Annotated in this window: 16 protein-coding genes and 15 other annotated features; of the genes, 7 read left to right on the top strand and 9 right to left on the bottom strand. The window is 52.2% G+C overall.

Going from position 1 to position 19,109, the window contains the following annotated elements:
• Nucleotides 1–161: 161 nt before the first annotated feature.
• Nucleotides 162–167 (top strand) — a ribosome-binding site (putative RBS for ydcY; RegulonDB:STMS1H001794).
• Nucleotides 162–406, top strand: a protein-coding gene (gene ydcY, locus STM1592; RefSeq protein ID NP_460551.1) for a putative cytoplasmic protein. Within the gene, nucleotides 173–406 belong to an annotated coding region; the region does not span the whole gene. It overlaps the preceding feature by 6 nt.
• Nucleotides 407–410: 4 nt before the next feature.
• Here ydcY and ydcZ read toward each other — a convergent pair.
• Nucleotides 411–874, bottom strand: a protein-coding gene (gene ydcZ, locus STM1591; protein ID NP_460550.1) for a putative inner membrane protein. Within the gene, nucleotides 411–860 belong to an annotated coding region; the region does not span the whole gene.
• Nucleotides 860–1,387, bottom strand: a protein-coding gene (gene yncA, locus STM1590; protein NP_460549.1) for a putative acyltransferase. Within the gene, nucleotides 860–1,375 belong to an annotated coding region; the region does not span the whole gene. The genes ydcZ and yncA overlap by 15 nt, the downstream gene beginning before the upstream one ends.
• Nucleotides 869–874, bottom strand: a ribosome-binding site (putative RBS for ydcZ; RegulonDB:STMS1H001793). It overlaps the preceding gene by 6 nt.
• Nucleotides 1,382–1,387: a ribosome-binding site (putative RBS for yncA; RegulonDB:STMS1H001792), on the bottom strand. It lies within the gene yncA.
• Nucleotides 1,388–1,553: 166 nt before the next feature.
• On the opposite strand from yncA, the gene yncB reads away from it, so the two are divergent.
• Nucleotides 1,554–2,624 carry a putative NADP-dependent oxidoreductase gene (gene yncB / locus STM1589; protein ID NP_460548.1) on the top strand — a complete coding sequence of 357 codons (1,071 nt, stop codon included), beginning with the start codon at nucleotides 1,554–1,556 and terminating at the stop codon, nucleotides 2,622–2,624.
• A 316-nt stretch (nucleotides 2,625–2,940) separates the two neighbouring features.
• Nucleotides 2,941–2,946 (top strand) — a ribosome-binding site (putative RBS for yncC; RegulonDB:STMS1H001791).
• Nucleotides 2,941–3,623 (top strand): putative gntR family regulatory protein gene (yncC, locus tag STM1588; RefSeq protein ID NP_460547.1). Within the gene, nucleotides 2,958–3,623 belong to an annotated coding region; the region does not span the whole gene. It overlaps the preceding feature by 6 nt.
• Before the next feature lie 66 nt (nucleotides 3,624–3,689).
• On the opposite strand, the gene yncD is transcribed toward yncC, so the two are convergent.
• The gene (gene yncD, locus STM1587; RefSeq protein ID NP_460546.1) for a putative outer membrane receptor occupies nucleotides 3,690–5,821 on the bottom strand. Within the gene, nucleotides 3,690–5,810 belong to an annotated coding region; the region does not span the whole gene.
• Nucleotides 5,816–5,821, bottom strand: a ribosome-binding site (putative RBS for yncD; RegulonDB:STMS1H001790). Its footprint overlaps the gene before it by 6 nt.
• A 240-nt stretch (nucleotides 5,822–6,061) precedes the next feature.
• Nucleotides 6,062–6,067, top strand: a ribosome-binding site (putative RBS for STM1586; RegulonDB:STMS1H001789).
• On the opposite strand from yncD, the gene STM1586 reads away from it, so the two are divergent.
• Both STM1586 and STM1585 read left to right on the top strand, forming a co-directional pair.
• Nucleotides 6,062–7,135, top strand: a protein-coding gene (locus STM1586; RefSeq protein ID NP_460545.1) for a putative periplasmic protein. Within the gene, nucleotides 6,074–7,135 belong to an annotated coding region; the region does not span the whole gene. Its footprint overlaps the feature before it by 6 nt.
• Before the next feature lie 137 nt (nucleotides 7,136–7,272).
• Nucleotides 7,273–7,278, top strand: a ribosome-binding site (putative RBS for STM1585; RegulonDB:STMS1H001788).
• Nucleotides 7,273–7,501 (top strand): putative outer membrane lipoprotein gene (locus tag STM1585; protein NP_460544.1). Within the gene, nucleotides 7,280–7,501 belong to an annotated coding region; the region does not span the whole gene. It overlaps the preceding feature by 6 nt.
• A gap of 76 nt (nucleotides 7,502–7,577) precedes the next feature.
• Here the strand turns inward: STM1585 and ansP are convergent.
• The gene (ansP, locus tag STM1584; RefSeq protein NP_460543.1) for an APC family, L-asparagine transport protein occupies nucleotides 7,578–9,082 on the bottom strand. Within the gene, nucleotides 7,578–9,071 belong to an annotated coding region; the region does not span the whole gene.
• Nucleotides 9,077–9,082, bottom strand: a ribosome-binding site (putative RBS for ansP; RegulonDB:STMS1H001787). Its footprint overlaps the gene before it by 6 nt.
• A 494-nt stretch (nucleotides 9,083–9,576) precedes the next feature.
• Nucleotides 9,577–9,582: a ribosome-binding site (putative RBS for STM1583; RegulonDB:STMS1H001786), on the top strand.
• Between ansP and STM1583 the strand changes: the two genes are divergently transcribed.
• Together STM1583 and nhoA are read left to right on the top strand one after the other, a co-directional pair.
• The gene (locus STM1583; protein NP_460542.1) for a putative cytoplasmic protein occupies nucleotides 9,577–10,216 on the top strand. Within the gene, nucleotides 9,584–10,216 belong to an annotated coding region; the region does not span the whole gene. It overlaps the preceding feature by 6 nt.
• A 270-nt stretch (nucleotides 10,217–10,486) precedes the next feature.
• Nucleotides 10,487–10,492: a ribosome-binding site (putative RBS for nhoA; RegulonDB:STMS1H001785), on the top strand.
• The gene (gene nhoA, locus STM1582) for a putative arylamine N-acetyltransferase (protein ID NP_460541.1) occupies nucleotides 10,487–11,345 on the top strand. Within the gene, nucleotides 10,500–11,345 belong to an annotated coding region; the region does not span the whole gene. It overlaps the preceding feature by 6 nt.
• 35 nt (nucleotides 11,346–11,380) lie before the next feature.
• Here the strand turns inward: nhoA and yddE are convergent.
• From yddE to narZ, 5 genes are all read right to left on the bottom strand, one after another.
• Nucleotides 11,381–12,287 (bottom strand): putative phenazine biosynthesis protein gene (gene yddE, locus STM1581; RefSeq protein ID NP_460540.1). Within the gene, nucleotides 11,381–12,274 belong to an annotated coding region; the region does not span the whole gene.
• Nucleotides 12,282–12,287 (bottom strand) — a ribosome-binding site (putative RBS for yddE; RegulonDB:STMS1H001784). (Overlaps the previous gene by 6 nt.)
• Before the next feature lie 92 nt (nucleotides 12,288–12,379).
• Nucleotides 12,380–13,070 (bottom strand): nitrate reductase 2, gamma subunit gene (gene narV / locus STM1580; RefSeq protein NP_460539.1). Within the gene, nucleotides 12,380–13,060 belong to an annotated coding region; the region does not span the whole gene.
• Nucleotides 13,057–13,763, bottom strand: a protein-coding gene (gene narW, locus STM1579) for a nitrate reductase 2, delta subunit (RefSeq protein NP_460538.1). Within the gene, nucleotides 13,057–13,752 belong to an annotated coding region; the region does not span the whole gene. The genes narV and narW overlap by 14 nt, the downstream gene beginning before the upstream one ends.
• Nucleotides 13,065–13,070 (bottom strand) — a ribosome-binding site (putative RBS for narV; RegulonDB:STMS1H001783). (Overlaps the previous gene by 6 nt.)
• Nucleotides 13,752–15,310 (bottom strand): nitrate reductase 2, beta subunit gene (gene narY, locus STM1578; RefSeq protein NP_460537.1). Within the gene, nucleotides 13,752–15,296 belong to an annotated coding region; the region does not span the whole gene. Before narY ends, narW begins: the two co-directional genes overlap by 12 nt.
• Nucleotides 13,758–13,763: a ribosome-binding site (putative RBS for narW; RegulonDB:STMS1H001782), on the bottom strand. It overlaps the preceding gene by 6 nt.
• The gene (gene narZ, locus STM1577) for a nitrate reductase 2, alpha subunit (protein NP_460536.1) occupies nucleotides 15,293–19,046 on the bottom strand. Within the gene, nucleotides 15,293–19,033 belong to an annotated coding region; the region does not span the whole gene. Before narZ ends, narY begins: the two co-directional genes overlap by 18 nt.
• Nucleotides 15,305–15,310 (bottom strand) — a ribosome-binding site (putative RBS for narY; RegulonDB:STMS1H001781). (Overlaps the previous gene by 6 nt.)
• Nucleotides 19,041–19,046 (bottom strand) — a ribosome-binding site (putative RBS for narZ; RegulonDB:STMS1H001780). (Lies within the gene narZ.)
• Nucleotides 19,047–19,109: the final 63 nt, after the last annotated feature.

Below are 19,109 nucleotides of genomic sequence, written 5' to 3'. Positions count from 1 at the left end.
AAGCAAACGGCGGAAGAAAGGCAAAAAGGCGCGAATTCTCGGTCTATTAAGCCCCGTGTTTCCACTTGACGTAAGTTAAATCAGGGTGGCGGCGGCGAATTACCGCATCGGGCGACAATAACGCGTATAATAGGCGAATCATGCTGTTACAGAATAAAGAGTAGGAGAGCTTATGTCGCACCTGGAGGAAGTGAGCGCCCGCGTGGATGCCGCCATCGCGGAGAGCGTAATTGCCCATATGAATGAATTGCTGATTGCCTTGAGCGATGACGCTGAATTACGTCGCGAAGATCGTTATGTGCAGCAGCAGCGTTTACGCACGGCTATCGCGCATCACGGCAGGCAATATCAAGAAGATCGGGACGCGCGCCGCGAGCAGCTCACCAAAGGCGGCACGATCCTGTAACCCATTAAAACTGGCGCTTCGCAATCAGCCATGCGCCAATGACCAGCAACAGCGCGCCAAACGCCGGCCCGACCATTGCGCGTAACGTGACGCCGTGGCTACGCGCGATATCCAGCGCCAGTCCGCCGATTAACTGGCTGGCGACCAGTACCGCGATAGTCGTCGCGGCGCCAACGTTCTGATACCCGCTAATGCTGGCAAATACAAAAAATGACCCCAGCAGACCGGGGATCAATGTCCACCAGCGAACGCTGGCGACCAGCTCGCCGAAGCCCGTAGCGCCTTGCTTAAACCACAATATCGTCACAAATAAAACGATCCCTACCAGCGAGTTCAACAGCATAGCGATCAGAATCGTCGATGATGTCTGCGTAATACGCACCATAATACTGTTTTGTACCACCAGCCCGACACCGGCGGCGATCAAAAAGATGAGCGTCAGCGACTGGTTCATCAGCAGGCGTCCGGCGCGGCGTGTTCATCAAGCTGGAGCTGCATAAACGTAAGATCTAACCAACGGCCAAATTTTACGCCGACCTGCGGCATTTGCGCGGTGACGGTAAATCCCAGCGAATGATGTAGGCGTATCGAGGCGGCATTCTGTGACTCAATACCGGCCACCATCACATGCTTGCCGCAGCGTCGGGCTTCGTCGATCAGTCTGCTGAGCAGCTTTCGCCCCAGTCCTTTCCCCTGGTGCGCCGGATGAACATAAACCGAGTGCTCGACGGTATAGCGAAAACCGTCGAAACTGCGCCAATCGCCAAATGATGCATAGCCAGTCACCACGCCATTTTCTTCGCTTACCAGCACCGGATAGCCCAGTAATTGACGGGCCTCATACCAGGCAAGGCGATTATCCGTATCGACCGTCCGATCATTCCAGATGGCCGCAGTATGTAATACCGCATGGTTATAGATTTCGGTAATCGCGGCGCAGTCTGCTTTATCGGCAAAGCGAATCGTCATAGGGAACCCCAGGGAATGTTTACGATAGTGTTAGAAATACTATTGAAGGCGGCATAAATCAACGAATTAGCGCAAGAATTCATATTTAGCGAGAAGGGGGAGAAAGTCGTTCATAAAAGCGCACAGCCTGATATCTGAGAGTGTTTAACTCCCTCAGAAAGCTAATGTTCGACTATTATTGATGGATTATGCCAGGCATGAGGAGAATAGAATGAAGCAACAGACCAACCGAAATCGTCGTTGGGTTTTGGCCTCGCGTCCCCACGGCGCGCCGCAGATGGATAACTTCCGCCTCGAAGAAGATGACGTCGCGACGCCCGGTGAAGGGCAGGTGCTATTGCGTACCGTTTTTTTATCACTCGACCCTTATATGCGTGGCCGCATGAGCGATGAACCCTCTTATGCGCCGCCTGTTGAACCTGGCTGCGTTATGGTTGGCGGTACGGTCAGTCGCGTTGTCGCGTCGAATCATCCTGATTACCGACCAGACGAATGGGTGTTGAGTTACAATGGTTGGCAGGATTATGACATTTCAGATGGCGAAGGGTTGGTAAAGCTGGGTGATAATCCGCAACATCCTTCCTGGTCATTGGGTATTTTAGGAATGCCGGGGTTTACCGCCTATATGGGGTTACTGGATATCGGCCAGCCGAAAGAGGGCGAAACGCTGGTTGTCGCCGCCGCCACCGGCCCCGTAGGCGCAACGGTTGGGCAAATTGGCAAGCTGAAGGGCTGCCGGGTCGTGGGTATTGCTGGCGGCGCGGAAAAATGCCGTCATGCGACAGACGTTTTGGGATTTGATCTGTGCCTTGATCATCACGCTGATAATTTCCCACAACAGCTTGCGCAGGCCTGCCCGCAGGGTATCGATATCTATTATGAGAATGTCGGTGGTAAAGTCTTTGACGCCGTCTTACCGCTACTGAATACGTCGGCGCGGATTCCGCTCTGCGGTCTGGTCAGCGGCTACAATGCGACAGCGTTGCCGGACGGTCCAGACAGACTGCCTCTGCTGATGGCGACATTACTTAAAAAGCGTATTCGTCTGCAAGGTTTTATCATCAACCAGGACTATGGTCACCGGATACATGAGTTTCAGCAAGAAATGGGGCGTTGGATCAAAGAAGGGAAAATACATTATCGGGAACAGATTACTGATGGGCTGGAAAATGCGCCAGAAGCGTTTATGGGGCTGCTGGCGGGGAAGAACTTTGGCAAAGTCGTGATACGTTTAGCGGACGATGCGTAAAGAAAAAATGGCGGCATTATGTCGCCATAAAAATGTGCAAATTTTAAAATTGCGGCTTTACTTATATTCATCATTCAGATCGCGGTGGGGCAGCTTATCTCCCTCAGCGGCCTGAACCGGTCAAAAATCTCGATACATGAAGGAATGACGGAGATAAAACGGTTGCCATAAAGAAACCTGTATTGTTGTAAAAGATGAGAATATCACGCAAGTAAATTATCACTTTTATTTATTTGGCCGTTCAGGCCTGGATTATCTTTTTTACAATTAAGTTCCGAAACTTCTTCGGGACTCGATTGCGATGTTGTTCTGCCAAGAGGTGAAGGAAGGAAAATGCCGGGTACGGAAAAAACACAACATATAAGCCTGACCACACAGGTTGAAAATCGGTTAAAGCATCAATTGTCTATTGGCGCATTAAAACCAGGCGCAAGGCTTATCACTAAAAATATCGCTCAAGAGTTAGGCGTCAGTATTACGCCGGTGCGTGAGGCCCTGTTAAGGCTGGTCTCTTCCAGTGCTTTGGCGGTGGCGCCAGCACAGGCGTTTATGGTGCCGGAGATCTCGCTGGAAAGTTTGCTGGAAATTAATACGATTCGTACTGCCCTGGAGGAGATGGCGGTGGTCGCCGCTGCGGGTAAGATTACCCCGGATCGCGAGCAGACGCTGAATGCGCTATTAGATGAATTTCAACAGGCGCTGGAAAGTGGCGTTATGGAGAAAATTCTTTTGGCCAACCGCGCATTCCGCTTTGAGATCTACCACTACGCGGATATGCCAACGCTGTATGCCATGATCGAGCAATTATGGGTACGCCTGGGGCCAAGTCTGCATTTTTTATATGATAATTTTAAACTTGATGATTATCAAAACGGCGTTAATCTGTACAGAAAATTGCTTAATGCGTTAGTGACTGGTGATAAAGAAGCCAGTCGCCACTGCCTACAGAACGTTTTGCAACAAAACGTAGCGACGATTAAAAATCAGTACTTCATGTAACTTTCATGAAACTATGACTTATCAATAGCGGGGATTCCCCGCTATTGCCGGATATTTGCCGGATATTTATTCAAATTGCCATGCCAGATTAATCCCCACGCCATAGTTACGCCCTGGCGCTGGCTCATAATATCGGCCATTAGATTCATTAACGATCACCGAACCTATATATTCTTTATCAAATAGATTATCTACCCGCCCAAAAATATCGACGGTAAGCTGACTGTAATTAAATTTATACCCTGTATTTAGTCCAACAACGGTATACGAAGGCGCTTTGGCGGTATTTTCATCATTGGCCATGATATCGCCCATATACCGAACGTCTGTTCCGGCGTACCACCCCTCATCCGGGATAAAACCTAATGAGGCGAATCCCATATTACGGGCGATGCCGGGCATCCGGTTTCCATCACAGTTTTGCCCCTGACAAACGTTACTGCGATAGGTCGCATCCAGCCAGGTCCATGATGCTTTCACCCGCCAGTCGCCGGCGAAGCGCTGGTCCAACGCAAGTTCTGCGCCCTGGCGGCGCGTTTTGCCCGCGTTTTTGTAGGTAGTGCGTCCTCCCATACTGCTGGCGACGACAATTTCATCATCGGTATCGGTTTGAAATAACGCGGCGGTCAACAAGCCGTTGCCAATCCGCGTTTTACTGCCGACTTCCACCGTATCATTGGTCGACGGTTTGAGGTCAAAGTTGAACCCGCTTTGGCCGTCAGCGCGATAAGAAAGCTCATTGATAGTGGGAGTTTCAAATCCGCGACCGGCAGCAAGATAGAGATTCCAGGCGTCAGTTAACGCATATTTTAGCGATCCGGCGGGTAGCCAGTGGTGATAGCTGGCGTCGCCGCTGTCATCGCCATTGCCGGGCGCGATATAGTGATCGTTAGAATCGAACCACACGGAACTGTAGCGCACGCCAGCATCCAGCGAGAGTTTTTGCGTAAGCTGCCACTGGGTTTGCAGATAAGGATCGACATTCCACATCAGGTTACGCTCATCCCGCCGTAAATCGCCTTTATGCCCGAACTCAGGGGTGCCGTTGTTGAGACGGAAATTATTGTAACCCTTGCGGTTTTCGCTCATATTTTCATAATTTACTCCGCCAGTGAAGGTGACCGGCACACCTAATTCTCCCCGGTGAGTCCAGCGGGAATCAATGCCCTGATAGTGGCGTTGCAGTGTAATTACGCCGCCAGCCTGGGCTGGTTTTAGCTGTGCCACCAGGGGAATAGACTGGTATTGCGTGGTTTCCCGCTCTCCGGCGTAGGCCATCACGCTGATATCATCCTGCGCGCTGAGCTGACGTTCATAACGCAATCCTGCCTGAGTTTGTTTGATGGTTTTACGCGTATTGTACTGTTCAGCGCGCGGCGCCTGTTGCGGATCGGCTTTCCATTCAGATTCGGTAAGTCCGCCGGGATCGTCCGCCTTAATGTCCACACTATTAAAAATCAGCGAGAGTTTACTGACATCGTCAAGGCGCACGCCCAGTTTGGCATTAGCCAGATTTTTTCGCGCGCCGCTGTGATCGCGGTAGCCGTGGGTGGTGAAACGGGTAGTCGATACCGTGTAATACACGTCGCCTGGCTGTGTGCCGTCACCCATCGCGCCCGTGGCTTTTAGTCCATAGCGCCAGCTTCCATAACTGCCGTAGTAGCTGCTGGCCTCAAGGGTGGGCGGTTGTCTCCCGGTTTCGGTGGTGACATTTATTACGCCGCCGGAAGCATTGCCGTATAGCGCTGAGAAGGGGCCGCGTAACACTTCAACGTCTTGTATGCTGTTAATATCAATATTCGAAATCTGGCCTTGTCCATCCGGCATGGTGGCGGGAATGCCATCAACATACAGACGAATGCCGCGCACGCCAAAGGCGGAACGCGAGCCAAATCCACGGATAGAGATTTGCAGATCCTGCGCGTAGTTCTGCCGGTTCTGCACCTGCAATCCCGGGACGCTGGTTAAAGACTCAGATAAATTAACGCGAGGCGTCGCCAGACGCATGTCTTCTCCCTCAATGACGCTAACGGCGGCAGGTGTATCCAGCTCGGATACGGTTTGCGGCGTTGCGGTGACTATCATGGTTTGTTCATTGGGCGCGCTGGCGGCCTGAAGGACCGGGGAGAAGGTCAGAGGCAATAAGAGGGCGGGATAAAGTCGCTGTCTAACGGAAATAATTTTCATGAAAATGCCGGATAAATGTAAGCGTATCAACGGAAAACGTGACATTAAGGGTAGTCAATATGTAAAGTTTTGAAATTTTAATCGCACATTAAGTTAAGAAAATGTGCGGTATTTAAGAGCCATGACATTCGCAGGCGAGGAAAAGCTCCACTTTCTGATAAATAATGATTATTATTCTCAACTTATAATAAGTGCGGAACGAAGATCCCGCGCAGCGAAGTAGTGTGAAGCAGCTATACACGTTTTTATCAAAGGGAGTCGTCATGCACTTACGTCATCTTTTTTCGCCGCGCCTGCGTGGTTCTTTATTGTTAGGTTCGCTCCTCGTCGCATCCTCATTTAGCACGCTGGCGGCGGAAGACATGCTGCGTAAAGCGGTAGGCAAAGGCGCTTATGAGATGGCCTGGAGTCAGCAAGAAAACGCGCTCTGGCTGGCTACATCGCAAAGCCGTAAACTGGATAAAGGCGGCGTAGTTTATCGTCTCGACCCGGTGACGCTGGAAATCACGCAAGCGATTCATAACGATCTCAAGCCGTTCGGCGCCACCATCAATGCCGCGACCCAAACGCTGTGGTTTGGCAATACCATTAACAGCGCAGTTACCGCGATTGATGCCAAAACGGGTGATGTAAAAGGTCGTCTGGTACTTGATGCGCGCAAACGTACTGAAGAGGTTCGTCCGTTACAGCCCCGTGAGCTGGTTGCCGATGCGGCGACCAACACGATCTACATTAGCGGTGTTGGTAAAGAGAGTGCTATTTGGGTAGTGGATGGCGAAACCATCAAACTGAAAACGACGATCGAAAATACCGGCAAAATGAGTACGGGTCTGGCGCTCGACAGTAAAGCGCAACGCCTGTACACCACCAATGCGGATGGCGAATTTATCACTATCGATACCGCCAGCAATAAAATTCTCAGTCGTAAGAAGTTGCTGGATGACGGTAAAGAACACTTCTTTATTAACCTGAGTCTCGATACCGCAGGTCATCGCGCGTTTATCACCGACTCGAAGGCGACTGAGGTTCTGGTTGTCGATACCCGTAATGGCAATATTCTTGCCAAAATCGCGGCGCCTGCTTCTTTGGCCGTCCTGTTTAACCCGACACGTAACGAGGCGTATGTGACACATCGTCAGGCAGGTCAGGTCAGCGTGATCGATGCGAAGACCTATAACGTTGTTAAAACGTTCGATACGCCGACGTACCCGAATAGCCTGGCGCTATCGGCAGACGGTAAAACGCTCTACGTCAGCGTGAAGCAGAAATCGACACGTGAACAGGAAGCGACGCAGCCGGATGATGTTATTCGCATTGCTCTGTAAATAGGGTATGGAGGGGGAAACCCCTCCAGTCATCTCTTTAAACGCACCGATACGCCTCGTTACACCCCGCCGATAGCCTGATGATTCTGTGAGAATTACACTGCCTTTTTGCTGTAGTTAACTCATTATATTCACGAGGAAAATATGAAAAAGTTATTTATATGCTCAGGTTTGGGCATGATGTTTTTTATGCTTGCGGGTTGTACAACCAACTATGTGATGACGACGAAGAATGGGCAAACGATCGTAACTCAGGGTAAGCCGCAGTTAGATAAAGAGACGGGGATGACCAGTTATACCGATCAGGAAGGCAACCAGCGGGAAATTAACAGCAATGATGTGGCGCAGTTGATTAAGGCTGACTAAGCATTGGGCGCGATGCGGTGTTGGCGGCAACGCGCATTAAACCCGGCAGGCCTGGGGCTGCCGGGGAAGGGGAATGTTATGTCGCTGCTTCTTCTTTCAATACGACACTCTCTGTCGAATCCGCCGTCACTGGCGCAGTGCGATGGATCTCCGCCACGCGACGTCGCACGCCAAACCAGCCGGCGACCAGCAGAATAGCGATCAGCGGCAACGAGGCGATAGTATAAGTTCCATTCGGGTAGTCAAACGCCATGAGTACCAGCACGCTTAGTAAAAACAGCAGTGTTAGCCAGGAGGTAAAAGGCGCGCCGGGCAGTTTAAAACTGACGTCTGCGGCTTTGCCTTCTTTTATCGCCTGGCGTAAACGCATCTGGCACACCATGATAAACGCCCACGACGCGATAATGCCGAGCGAGGCAAAATTAAGAACGATCTCGAACACGCGGGAGGGGACCAGGTAATTCAGGAACACGCCGACCACGTAAACCACCAGAGTCGCCAGAATACCCGCATAGGGCACATGCTGACGGCTCATTTTCGCCATGAATTTCGGCGCGGAACCCCCCATCGACATTGAACGTAAAATTCTCCCCGTACAGTAAAGCCCGGAGTTCAGGCTGGAAAGCGCGGCGGTTAACACCACGATATTCATAATACTGCCGATATAAGGCACGCCAAGTTTAGAAAAGAAGGTGACAAACGGACTTTGCCCCGCCTGGTAGGCGTTCCACGGCAGCAGCAAAACCAGCAATACGACCGATCCTACATAGAAAAGACCAATACGCCAGATCACGCTATTGATGGCTTTTGGCACCATCTTCTGTGGATCTTTGCACTCCCCAGCGGCGGTACCGACCAGTTCAATCGAAGCAAAAGCGAACACCACGCCCTGAATCAGTACCAGCGCGGGCAACAGGCCGTGCGGGAAAAAGCCGCCATTATCTGTAATCAGGTGAAAACCGGTGGCATTACCCTCAAGCGGTTGACCGGTACCGAGAAAAATCGTGCCTACCACCAGGAAGATAACAATGGCGAGTACTTTTATCAGCGCGAACCAGAACTCCATTTCGGCAAACCATTTTACGCCGATCATGTTCATGGTACCGACAATGGTTAACGCGCCGAGCGCGAACACCCATTGCGGAACGTCGCCAAATGCGCCCCAGTAGTGCATGTATAACGCCACTGCGGTGATATCGACGATCCCGGTCATCGCCCAGTTAATAAAGTACATCCAGCCTGCGACGTAGGCCGCTTTTTCACCCAAAAATTCACGGGCGTAGGAGACGAAGCTCCCGCTGGAAGGGCGATGCAATACCAGTTCGCCCAGCGCGCGTAAAATGAAAAAAGAAAAAATGCCGCATATCAGATAGACCAGCGCCAGTGCCGGTCCGGCCATTTGCAATCGGGCGCCTGCACCTAAAAATAAACCGGTGCCAATCGCGCCGCCGATAGCAATCATCTGAACCTGACGATTCCCCATCGCTTTGTGATACCCCTCTTCATGGGCGTTCAGCCAGCGTCGTTTCGCCGCATGTTGTTCTGCGGCGTGCGTAGTCTGTGTTTTCATTACGTTACCTGTTATAGCCTGTCCTGACAGAAAAATTCCTTATGCCGCGACGGGCGCTCACCAATCGATTGCCTGCAATGGCGAATGCCGCTTTTCCCTGATTCTGTGACAGGGATAAAACCGCCGGCGGAGCATCCTACCTGCAATTGTTAAATGACGCAAAACATACGGAAAGAACAAAATGAGGATGTCGAGTTTATTTGTGTGGTCAGATGTGGTGCGGTGTGGTCACGATTCAGCCAGATAAGACGCCAGCACAAATCGGCAGTGATTGCGTTGCGCAATAATTAATCAGGGTTAATCCCTGCAGGGATTTATGGTCATAGATATGACCTCGAACGATAAACCACCTGACGATATTGAAGCAGCATAAGATCAGGCCGTTGCGCCTGTTATTCTCATTTTCTCCTGAAAATGTATGCCTTTGAGCAATTTTGTTGATTGACATATCGTCATAATGAGAGAGGAGTAGGACATATAAAGCTATTGAGCAAAATTTGAAGGAGTAGGATATGCCATATACATCAGTTTCTACCTATGCCAGAGCTTTATCAGGAAATAAGCTACCTCATGTTGCTGCAGGAGATTATGAAAATAAATTATCAACAAAAATCATGAAAGGCATCTTGTATGTGCTTACCGCAGGACTGGCCTACGGATTTACGCGAGTAATTGAACATTATTGTAATGTTACGCCTAAAGTTGCGGAGTTCTGTGCCAATGCAGGGAATATCCATAATCACCTTGCTGATGCTGTACGTGATGGACTGTTTACTATAGATGTCGAGCTTTCTGATGGTCGGATGTTAACATTCGAACAACTCTCGCTGATAGCTGAAGGTAAGCCAATCGTCAGGATATCGGATGGGGAACATACCGTTGAGGTTGAGGGGACCTTTGAAGAGATTTGTATGAGACTGGAAGAGGGCTTTTTTGAAGCGCCAGCGTACTATGATTATGATATTGATGAAAAATATAAAACCGTCAGAGAGCGAATGGCAGCATATAATGCCTTACCTCAGGCATTAGGCGCCATTCCGTGTTTAGAATATTATATCGCTCGGGCCAGCAACATGCAGGAGGCGAAAGCGCAATGGGCGGCCGACATAAAAGCTCGCTACCATAACTATTTGGACAATTATTAAAAAGCGTTTATGTTTAGCCAGTTTTGTTAGAAATCAGACTCGCTGAGCCGGCGTTAAAAATTTTAACACGCCGCTATTTTGGCGGCGTGTCGCAAAGAGATTCTCAGAACCCGATTTCCGTTTGTACGCCAAAATTCCACGTACCTCCGGCGCGACAGCCGGCCTGTCTTATTTTTTTCAAAAGTATCCAACGCTATTCCACGGATAGGGTATCCTGTTGCGCAGCGATATCCGCCTCAGCCTGTGTGCCGAACGCAAGCATTAATGTTAATGGAAGCCTCAGATGACCTCTTTTTTACATGCTTATTTTACGCGATTACATTGTCAGCCGTTGGGGGTTCCTACGGTTGAAGCGCTCAGAACGCTTCACTTAGCGCACAACTGCGCGATTCCTTTTGAAAATCTGGATGTGCTACTGCCTCGTGAAATACAGCTCGATGAGACGGCATTAGAGGAGAAACTGCTTTATGCCCGACGCGGTGGATACTGTTTTGAACTGAATGGCCTGTTTGAACGCGCGTTACGCGACATCGGTTTTAACGTCCGAAGCTTATTGGGGCGGGTCATTCTGTCTCATCCCGCCAGTTTACCGCCGCGCACGCACCGTTTGCTGCTGGTTGATGTTGAGGATGAGCAGTGGATCGCGGACGTGGGGTTTGGCGGCCAAACGCTAACCGCACCGCTTCGTCTGCAGGCTGAAATTGCCCAGCAAACGCCGCATGGCGAATACCGCCTGATGCAGGAGGGAAGCACATGGATTTTACAATTCCGCCACCATGAGCACTGGCAGTCGATGTACTGTTTTGATCTGGGGGTGCAGCAGCAGAGCGATCATGTGATGGGCAATTTCTGGTCGGCTCACTGGCCGCAATCCCATTTTCGTCATCATTTGTTGATGTGCCGCCATTTGCCTGATGGCGGCAAGCTGACATTAACGAATTTCCACTTCACGCGTTACCACCAGGGACATGCCGTTGAACAGGTCAATGTACCGGATGTACCGTCGTTGTATCAGTTACTTCAGCAGCAGTTTGGTCTCGGCGTAAATGATGTAAAGCACGGTTTTACCGAGGCGGAGCTGGCCGCGGTAATGGCTGCATTTGATACCCATCCAGAGGCGGGAAAATAATTTTTTGCCGCGAGGATTTGCGGGCCTGACAAAGATTAAAAAGTAATGGCCCATTCGGCATGAAACAGAATGACCGCCTGGCCGGAGATGGTGACGTTTTCCGGCTGGTTATCGCGAATGGTGACGGTAACATCAACAGTACCCTCTTTGCCTAAAGCGCGCCCCTGATGGCCTTGAATCTGCAGCGTTTTACCGTCATGCGCCATCAGGCCATGATGGACGAGCCATGCCCCCATCGGGCCATTGGCGTTTCCCGTTACCGGATCTTCCACAATTCCTATCGCCGGGGAAAACATTCGCCCATCGGTTTCGTTTTTTCCCGGACGAATCTGGAAAGGAAAAAAGCCGTTACAGCCAATTTGCTGGCTGATTGCCGTCAGGGCTGCCAGATTAGGAGAAAGGGCATCAATATCAACGTCTGGTTTGAGCAGGATCATCACTTTTGCATGTCCTGTTGAAGCCACCTGAATTGGCGCTCCCGGCACGATATCATCTTCAGTCAGGTTCAGTGCGGTGATGATGGCAGCCCGAATCTCTCCGACTAGCGGTGGTTCAAAAGAGGGCTGACCTTGTTCCAGCGTGATGCGATAGTCGTTGTGTTCGGCATGAATTTCAACGCGATGACGGCCCGCTAACGAGGTTTGCCAGACGGTGGTGTTTCCCAACCCCAGTACCGTTGCCCGAACATAATGCGCGGCCACGGTGGCATGACCACAGATGGGGACTTCTACTGTCGGTGTAAAGTAGCGTATGCGCACATCACTCTCTTCGCTTTTTAGCAAAAAGGCGGTTTCCGAGTGACGAAGTTCACGGGCAATCAGCTGCATCTGCGCGTCGCTTAGCGTATCCGCATGTAAGACAACGCCAGCAGAGTTGCCGCGAAAGGGGTCGCCGGTGAAGGCGTCAACATGGTAAATCTGCGGTTTCATTGATGTTCTCCTTTGACTGAAGAATCATCATAGCCTGTGCGTTGCCGAATGACGACGCCCAGGCGTTTTTCTTTGCCCGGTAAGCGTATCCCCGGGCAAAGAGAATTAGCGGCGGGTACGAACAATCTGGTAGCGACGGGTGAAATACTCAAACGGCGCGCTCCAGACATGAACCAGACGGGTGAACGGGAAGAGCAGGAAAATAGTCATTCCCAGCACCAGATGAACGCGGAAAACAAACGCCACACCGCTCAGCATTTCCGAAGACCCGCCGCGGAAGGTGACAATACTTTGCGCCCAGCCCACCAACTTCATCATTTCGCTGCCATCCGGATATTGCGCCGAAAACGGAATGGTGCTCAGGCCAAGCAGGCACTGAATCAGCAAAATGCTCATGATGATAATATCAGGTGTAGTGGATGTCGCCCGCACACGCTGATTGGTCAGACGACGCCACAGTAATCCCGCGCCGCCGATCAACGTTAATACGCCGCACACGCCGCCGAGGATCATCGCCATCTGCTGCTTTACCGCAATCGGCAGGAACCAGGCATACATCCAGTGTGGCGTTAGCATCCCAAACAGATGGCCAAAGAAGATCCCCAGAATGCCAATATGGAACAGATTCGACCATATCACCATCCCACGCTTGTCCAGCATCTGGCTGGACGACGCGCGCCAGGTATATTGTCCGTAGTCATAGCGCAGCCAACTGCCGAGGAAGAATACCGTGGCGCAAATATAGGGGTAGATGTCGTAAAAAAAGACGTTCAGGTACTGTATCATTTCGGGCCTCCCGCGCTGACGTCGACGTACTGCGGCGCCGCGTCCTGGCTAAAGCGTCGTTGATAATGGTGTAACGGTGAACTGTCACAGGTCGTGGCGTTATCTTCGATAAACTTCACCTGTTCTTCTTCCCAGACGGCATCCAGTGCCTGACGGGTATCATCCCGCGATTCCTGAATAATCTGTTTGGTGACACTGTCACTTGTAAGCGTGCTGCCCGCCAGCGTCAGCAGGGCGTCAAACAGTTGATACCACGGCGCTCCTCGCTGTTTCAGGCGACCGCCCAGTAGCGCCAGAATAGGGGCAATATTCTGTAATCCCTCGCGCGCTTCCGCTTCCGGCAACACGCTTAAGTACTCCAGATAGAGCGGCAGGTGATCCGGCAGTTCGCGGCAGTTGAGGTGCAGGCCCACGGTTTCATATTGGCTTAACAAATCGACCATCGCCTGGCCGCGATCGCGGGACTCCGCATGAACATGCTCGAATAACAGCAATGAAGTGGCGCGCCCGCGGTCAAACACTTCACACCATTCTGCTTGTTTATCCAGTAACGGCGCATAAAGCAGCTCGCGAGTGAAGTCGGCCAGCATTGGCGCATCGTGTTGGATAAGGGTGAGCGCTTCATCCCGACATTCCCACAACTCGTCGTCCGGATACTCCATCAACAGGCCAATCGCTTTGAGGATTTGCATTATTCCCCCTCCGCTTTATCACGTACTTCGGTGATATTGATGGCATCAATACGGCTACTGTTGAACAGGTTGAATTTGGTATCCGACCCGTGGCAACCGTCGCCAAAAGTAAAGCCGCAGCCGTTGCGCTCCGGAAAGGCATCGCGCGCCATTTCCCGGTGGCTGGTGGGAATGACAAAACGATCTTCATAATTGGCAATCGCCAGGTAGCGATACATCTCTTCAACCTGTTGTATGCTCAGACCGACTTCCTCAATGGCGCGGGTATCCGTCACGCCTTCAACCGTCTGCGAGCGCATGTAGTGGCGCATCGCCATCATCCGCTTTAGCGCCCGAATGACCGGGCCGGTATCGCCCGCGCTGAGCATATTGGCCAGGTACTGGACTGGAATACGCAGCGTTTCCACCGCCGGCAGAATATTGCCATTGTGCGGCAACCCGCCCGCGTCAGCGTATGACTGGATGGGCGATAGCGGCGGTACGTACCAGACCATCGGCAGGGTACGGTATTCCGGGTGCAGCGGAAGCGCCAGCTTCCAGTCCATCGCCATTTTGTACACCGGCGACCGTTGGGCGGCGTCGATGACGTTTTGCGGGATGCCTTGTTTAAGCGCCTCTTCGATGACCGCCGGATCGTGCGGATTGAGAAACACATCGCACTGACGTTCATACAAATCCGTCTCGTGTTCGGTACTGGCCGCTTCTTCAATCCTGTCGGCGTCGTAGAGCAGAACGCCAAGATAACGAATGCGCCCGACGCAGGTTTCCGAGCAAACGGTCGGCTGGCCGGATTCAATACGCGGATAGCAGAATATGCACTTCTCAGACTTGCCGCTCTTCCAGTTAAAGTAGATTTTTTTGTACGGGCAGCCGCTGATACACAAACGCCAGCCTCGGCATTTATCCTGGTCGATTAGCACGATGCCGTCTTCTTCACGCTTATAAATAGCGCCACTTGGGCAGGTGGCGACACAACTGGGGTTCAGGCAGTGTTCGCACAGGCGCGGCAGGTACATCATGAAGGTGTTTTCGAACTGACCGTACATCTCTTTTTGTATGTTGTCGAAGTTGCGGTCGCGGGCGCGTTTTTCAAACTCGCCGCCGAGCAGCTCTTCCCAGTTTGGCCCCCAGATCACCTTGTCCATCCGTTTTCCGTCGATCAGTGAACGAGGGCGGGCAGTGGGCTGATGCTTACTCTCCGGCGCATTATGTAAATGCTGATAATCGAAGGTAAAGGGTTCATAGTAATCATCGATTTGCGGAATCACCGGGTTGGCGAAAATTTTGCTAATTACCCCCATTTTGCCGCCCAGACGGGGCCTTATCTTGCCATTAACATCACGAACCCAACCGCCTTGCCACTCCTGCTGGTCCTCCCAGTTTTTGGGATAGCCGATGCCTGGTTTAGTTTCGACGTTATTGAACCATGCGTATTCCATCCCTTCACGTCCGGTCCAGACGTTTTTACAGGTGACGGAGCAGGTGTGACAGCCAATACATTTATCGAGATTCAGTACCATCCCAACCTGTGAGCGTATTTTCATTTTTTCGCCTCCTGTACCTGATCCCGGCCCTCATCATCCAGCCAGTTAATGTTTTTCATCTTCCTGATCATGATGAATTCATCGCGATTCGAACCCACGGTTCCGTAATAGTTGAAGCCGTAAGCCAGTTGCGCATAGCCGCCGATCATATGCGTCGGTTTTGGACAGACCCGGGTCACGGAGTTATGGATCCCGCCGCGCATCCCGGTCACTTCCGAACCCGGAATGTTCATAATCCGCTCCTGGGCGTGGTACATCATGGTCATACCCGGCGGGACGCGCTGGCTGACCACCGCACGAGCGGTAAGGGCGCCATTAGCGTTGAAGGCTTCAATCCAGTCGTTATCTTCAATACCCAATTCACGGGCATCGGCTTCGCTGATCCAGACAATCGGCCCGCCGCGCGACAAGGTCAGCATCAGCAGGTTTTCGCTGTAGGTGGAGTGAATTCCCCATTTCTGGTGCGGCGTCAGGAAGTTAAGCGCTTTTTCCGGGAAACCGTTGGGCGGAATTTCTCGCATTTCGCTGACGCTGCGGGTATCAATCGGCGGACGATATGCCACCAGGCTTTCGCCAAAAGCGCGCATCCACGCATGATCCTGATAGAGTTGTTGCCGCCCCGACAACGTGCGCCACGGGATCAGTTCATGTACGTTGGTATATCCGGCGTTATAAGAGACATGCTCGCTTTCCAGTCCTGACCAGGTCGGGCTGGAGATAATTTTGCGCGGTTGCGCCTGGATATCACGAAAGCGAATTTTCTCATCTTCTTTATTGATGGCCAGATGGGTGTGCTCGCGCCCGGTCATCTCGCCCAATGCCTGCCAGGCTTTCACCGCCACCTGGCCGTTAGTTTCCGGCGCTAAGGCAAGAATCACTTCCGAAGCATCCAGCGCGGTGTCTATTCGCGGACGTCCTTTCGCCGGGCCATCGTGTTTGGTGTAATTGAGCTTACCGAGGAAATCGACTTCATCTTGCGTATTCCAGGCAATCCCCTTACCGCCGTTGCCTAATTTATCCAGCAGGGGACCCAGCGAGGTAAAACGTTCATAGGTGGCCGGATAATCGCGTTCAACCACGACGATATTGGGGGCGGTTTTGCCCGGAATAAGTTCGCACTCGCCTTTACGCCAGTCGAGAATATCAAATGGCTGCGCCAGTTCCGCCGGGGAATCATGCTGGAGCGGGTGTAGCACCACATCGGTTTCCTGTCCGAGGTGTCCGACACACACTTCAGAAAAGACGCTGGCGATACCTTTGTAGATCTCCCAGTCGCTTTTGGATTCCCAGGCAGGATCGACCGCAGCGGAAAGGGGGTGGATAAACGGATGCATATCCGAGGTATTCATATCGTCTTTTTCATACCAGGTGGCGGTCGGCAAAACGATATCGGAAAACAGACAGGTACTGGACATACGGAAATCAAGCGTGACCAACAGATCGAGCTTGCCCTCAATCGCGGTGGACTGCCATTCCACCTCTTCAGGCTTAATTCCTTCGCTGGAACCCAGCGCTTCGCCCTGGATACCGCTGTCTGTGCCCAGCAGATATTTGAGCATGTACTCATGACCTTTCCCGGAGGAGCCGAGCAGGTTAGAGCGCCAGACAAATAAATTTCGCGGGTGATTATGACCACTGTCAGGCTGTTCGCAGGCAAAACGGATAGCGCCTGATTTCAACGCCTGCACGGTATAATCCGCCGCAGACAGCCCGGCTTTATCGGCGCTCGCTTTCACGCTGAGCGGGTTAAGATTAAGCTGCGGCGCCGAGGGTAGCCAGCCCATACGTTCCGCGCGCACGTTGAAATCGATCAGGTGTCCGGAAAATTTAGCCGGATCGGCCAGCGGCGACAGCAACTCTTGCGCAGTCAGTTTTTCATAGCGCCACTGGCTGGCATGGTTGTAGAAAAACGAGGTACTGTTCATCTGACGCGGCGGGCGATTCCAGTCCAGCGCGAAGGCCAGCGGCAGCCAGCCGGTTTGCGGCCGCAGCTTCTCCTGGCCGACATAGTGCGCCCAGCCGCCGCCGGTTTGTCCAACACAGCCGCAGAACACCAGCATGTTAATCATCCCACGGTAATTCATATCCATGTGATACCAGTGATTCACTCCCGCGCCGAGGATGATCATCGAACGACCGTGAGTTTTATGGGCGGTCTCGGCAAATTCACGCGCAATAGTTTCGATATGTCGACGCGGCACGCCGGTAATCTGTTCGCCCCAGGCCGGCGTGTAGGCTTTTACGTCGTTATAATTATTGGCGCTATGGCCGTCATCCAGACCACGATCCAGCCCATAATTCGCCAGCACCAGATCGTAAACACTGACGACCATCCGCTCGCTACCGTCCGCCAGAGCCAGGCGTTTCACCGGTAACTGACGTACCAGCACCGGTTCCTGCCGCACGCTGCGAAAATGTGGGTTTTCGTTGCCGCCAAAATAGGGGAAAGCGACACCCGCCACGTCATCATGCTGACCGAGTAAAGAGAGCGACAGTTCAGTTTCGACGCCCGCCGCCACCGGTTCCAGGTTCCATTTTCCCTTTTCGCCCCAGCGAAAACCGATAGAACCGTTGGGCGCGACCAGTTCGCCCGTACTGTTGAGCGCGACGGTTTTCCATTCCGGATTATTGGCTTCTCCCAGTCCATCCACCAGATCCGACGCGCGCATCATACGCCCCGGTACATAACTGCCGTCTGCGCGCTCATCCAACAGGACCAGCATTGGCATGTCGGTATAACGGCGGCAATAGTTAAGAAAATAGTCGCTGGGATTATCGAGATGAAACTCTTTTAAAATAACGTGACCCATGGCCATCGCCAGCGCGCTGTCGGTACCTTGCTTTGGCGCCAGCCACTGATCGCACAGTTTAGCGACTTCGGAATAGTCCGGGGTGATGGCGATCGTCTTGGTGCCTTTGTAGCGCACTTCGGTAAAGAAGTGGGCGTCCGGGGTACGCGTCTGCGGCACGTTAGAGCCCCAGGCAATAATGTAGGCTGAGTTATACCAGTCGGCGGACTCCGGCACGTCAGTCTGCTCGCCCCAGGTCATTGGCGACGCGGGCGGAAGATCGCAATACCAGTCATAGAAGCTCAGACAAGTACCGCCAAGCAATGACAGATAACGTGTTCCGGCGGCGTAAGAAACCATCGACATTGCTGGAATAGGTGAAAACCCCGCCACACGATCCGGACCATAGGTTTTGATTGTCCAGACGTTAGCGGCGGCAATGAGCTGATTCAGCTCTTTCCAGTTCGAACGAATAAAGCCGCCATGTCCGCGCACCTGTTTGTAACTTTGGCATTTTTGCGGGTCGTTCATTATAGATTCCCATGCCAGCACCGGATCGCTGTGCCGGGAAAGAGCCTCGCGCCACAGTTCTATCAGCCGCTTACGCACCAGAGGGTATTTCAGACGATTGGCGCTATAGAGATACCAGGAGTAGCTGGCGCCGCGCGGGCAGCCGCGCGGTTCATGGTTCGGTAAATCGGGACGCGTGCGCGGGTAGTCGGTTTGCTGGGTTTCCCACGTCACCAGACCGTTTTTGACATAAATTTTCCAGCTACAGGAGCCCGTGCAGTTGACGCCGTGGGTTGAGCGCACGATCTTATCAAACTGCCAGCGCTGGCGATAACTGTCTTCCCAGTCGCGGTTGGTATGCATCACCTGACCATGGCCGTCGGCAAAGGTATCGCCTTTTTGTTTAAAGTAACGAAAGCGATCCAACAGTTTACTCATGACATTTCTCCTGCTTCGATAAATTTTCCGCCATCCTGTCGATTTGGCGTTAAACCATTACCGGATGGCCGTCCTA

Origin of the sequence: Salmonella enterica subsp. enterica serovar Typhimurium str. LT2 (assembly GCF_000006945.2) — a bacterium.
GTDB classification, from domain to species: domain Bacteria; phylum Pseudomonadota; class Gammaproteobacteria; order Enterobacterales; family Enterobacteriaceae; genus Salmonella; species Salmonella enterica.
Note: the sequence above shows the minus strand (reverse complement) of the source record. Positions and strands in the feature narration are given on the sequence as shown.

Excerpts from the sequence above, each read along its gene's own strand:
- ydcY (NP_460551.1), top strand. The coding sequence starts at position 173 with ATGTCGCACCTGGAGGAAGTGAGCGCCCGCGTGGATGCCGCCATCGCG.
- ydcZ (NP_460550.1), bottom strand. The coding sequence starts at position 860 with ATGAACCAGTCGCTGACGCTCATCTTTTTGATCGCCGCCGGTGTCGGG.
- yncA (NP_460549.1), bottom strand. The coding sequence starts at position 1,375 with ATGACGATTCGCTTTGCCGATAAAGCAGACTGCGCCGCGATTACCGAA.
- yncC (NP_460547.1), top strand. The coding sequence starts at position 2,958 with ATGCCGGGTACGGAAAAAACACAACATATAAGCCTGACCACACAGGTT.
- yncD (NP_460546.1), bottom strand. The coding sequence starts at position 5,810 with ATGAAAATTATTTCCGTTAGACAGCGACTTTATCCCGCCCTCTTATTG.
- STM1586 (NP_460545.1), top strand. The coding sequence starts at position 6,074 with ATGCACTTACGTCATCTTTTTTCGCCGCGCCTGCGTGGTTCTTTATTG.
- STM1585 (NP_460544.1), top strand. The coding sequence starts at position 7,280 with ATGAAAAAGTTATTTATATGCTCAGGTTTGGGCATGATGTTTTTTATG.
- ansP (NP_460543.1), bottom strand. The coding sequence starts at position 9,071 with ATGAAAACACAGACTACGCACGCCGCAGAACAACATGCGGCGAAACGA.
- STM1583 (NP_460542.1), top strand. The coding sequence starts at position 9,584 with ATGCCATATACATCAGTTTCTACCTATGCCAGAGCTTTATCAGGAAAT.
- nhoA (NP_460541.1), top strand. The coding sequence starts at position 10,500 with ATGACCTCTTTTTTACATGCTTATTTTACGCGATTACATTGTCAGCCG.
- yddE (NP_460540.1), bottom strand. The coding sequence starts at position 12,274 with ATGAAACCGCAGATTTACCATGTTGACGCCTTCACCGGCGACCCCTTT.
- narV (NP_460539.1), bottom strand. The coding sequence starts at position 13,060 with ATGATACAGTACCTGAACGTCTTTTTTTACGACATCTACCCCTATATT.
- narW (NP_460538.1), bottom strand. The coding sequence starts at position 13,752 with ATGCAAATCCTCAAAGCGATTGGCCTGTTGATGGAGTATCCGGACGAC.
- narY (NP_460537.1), bottom strand. The coding sequence starts at position 15,296 with ATGAAAATACGCTCACAGGTTGGGATGGTACTGAATCTCGATAAATGT.
- narZ (NP_460536.1), bottom strand. The coding sequence starts at position 19,033 with ATGAGTAAACTGTTGGATCGCTTTCGTTACTTTAAACAAAAAGGCGAT.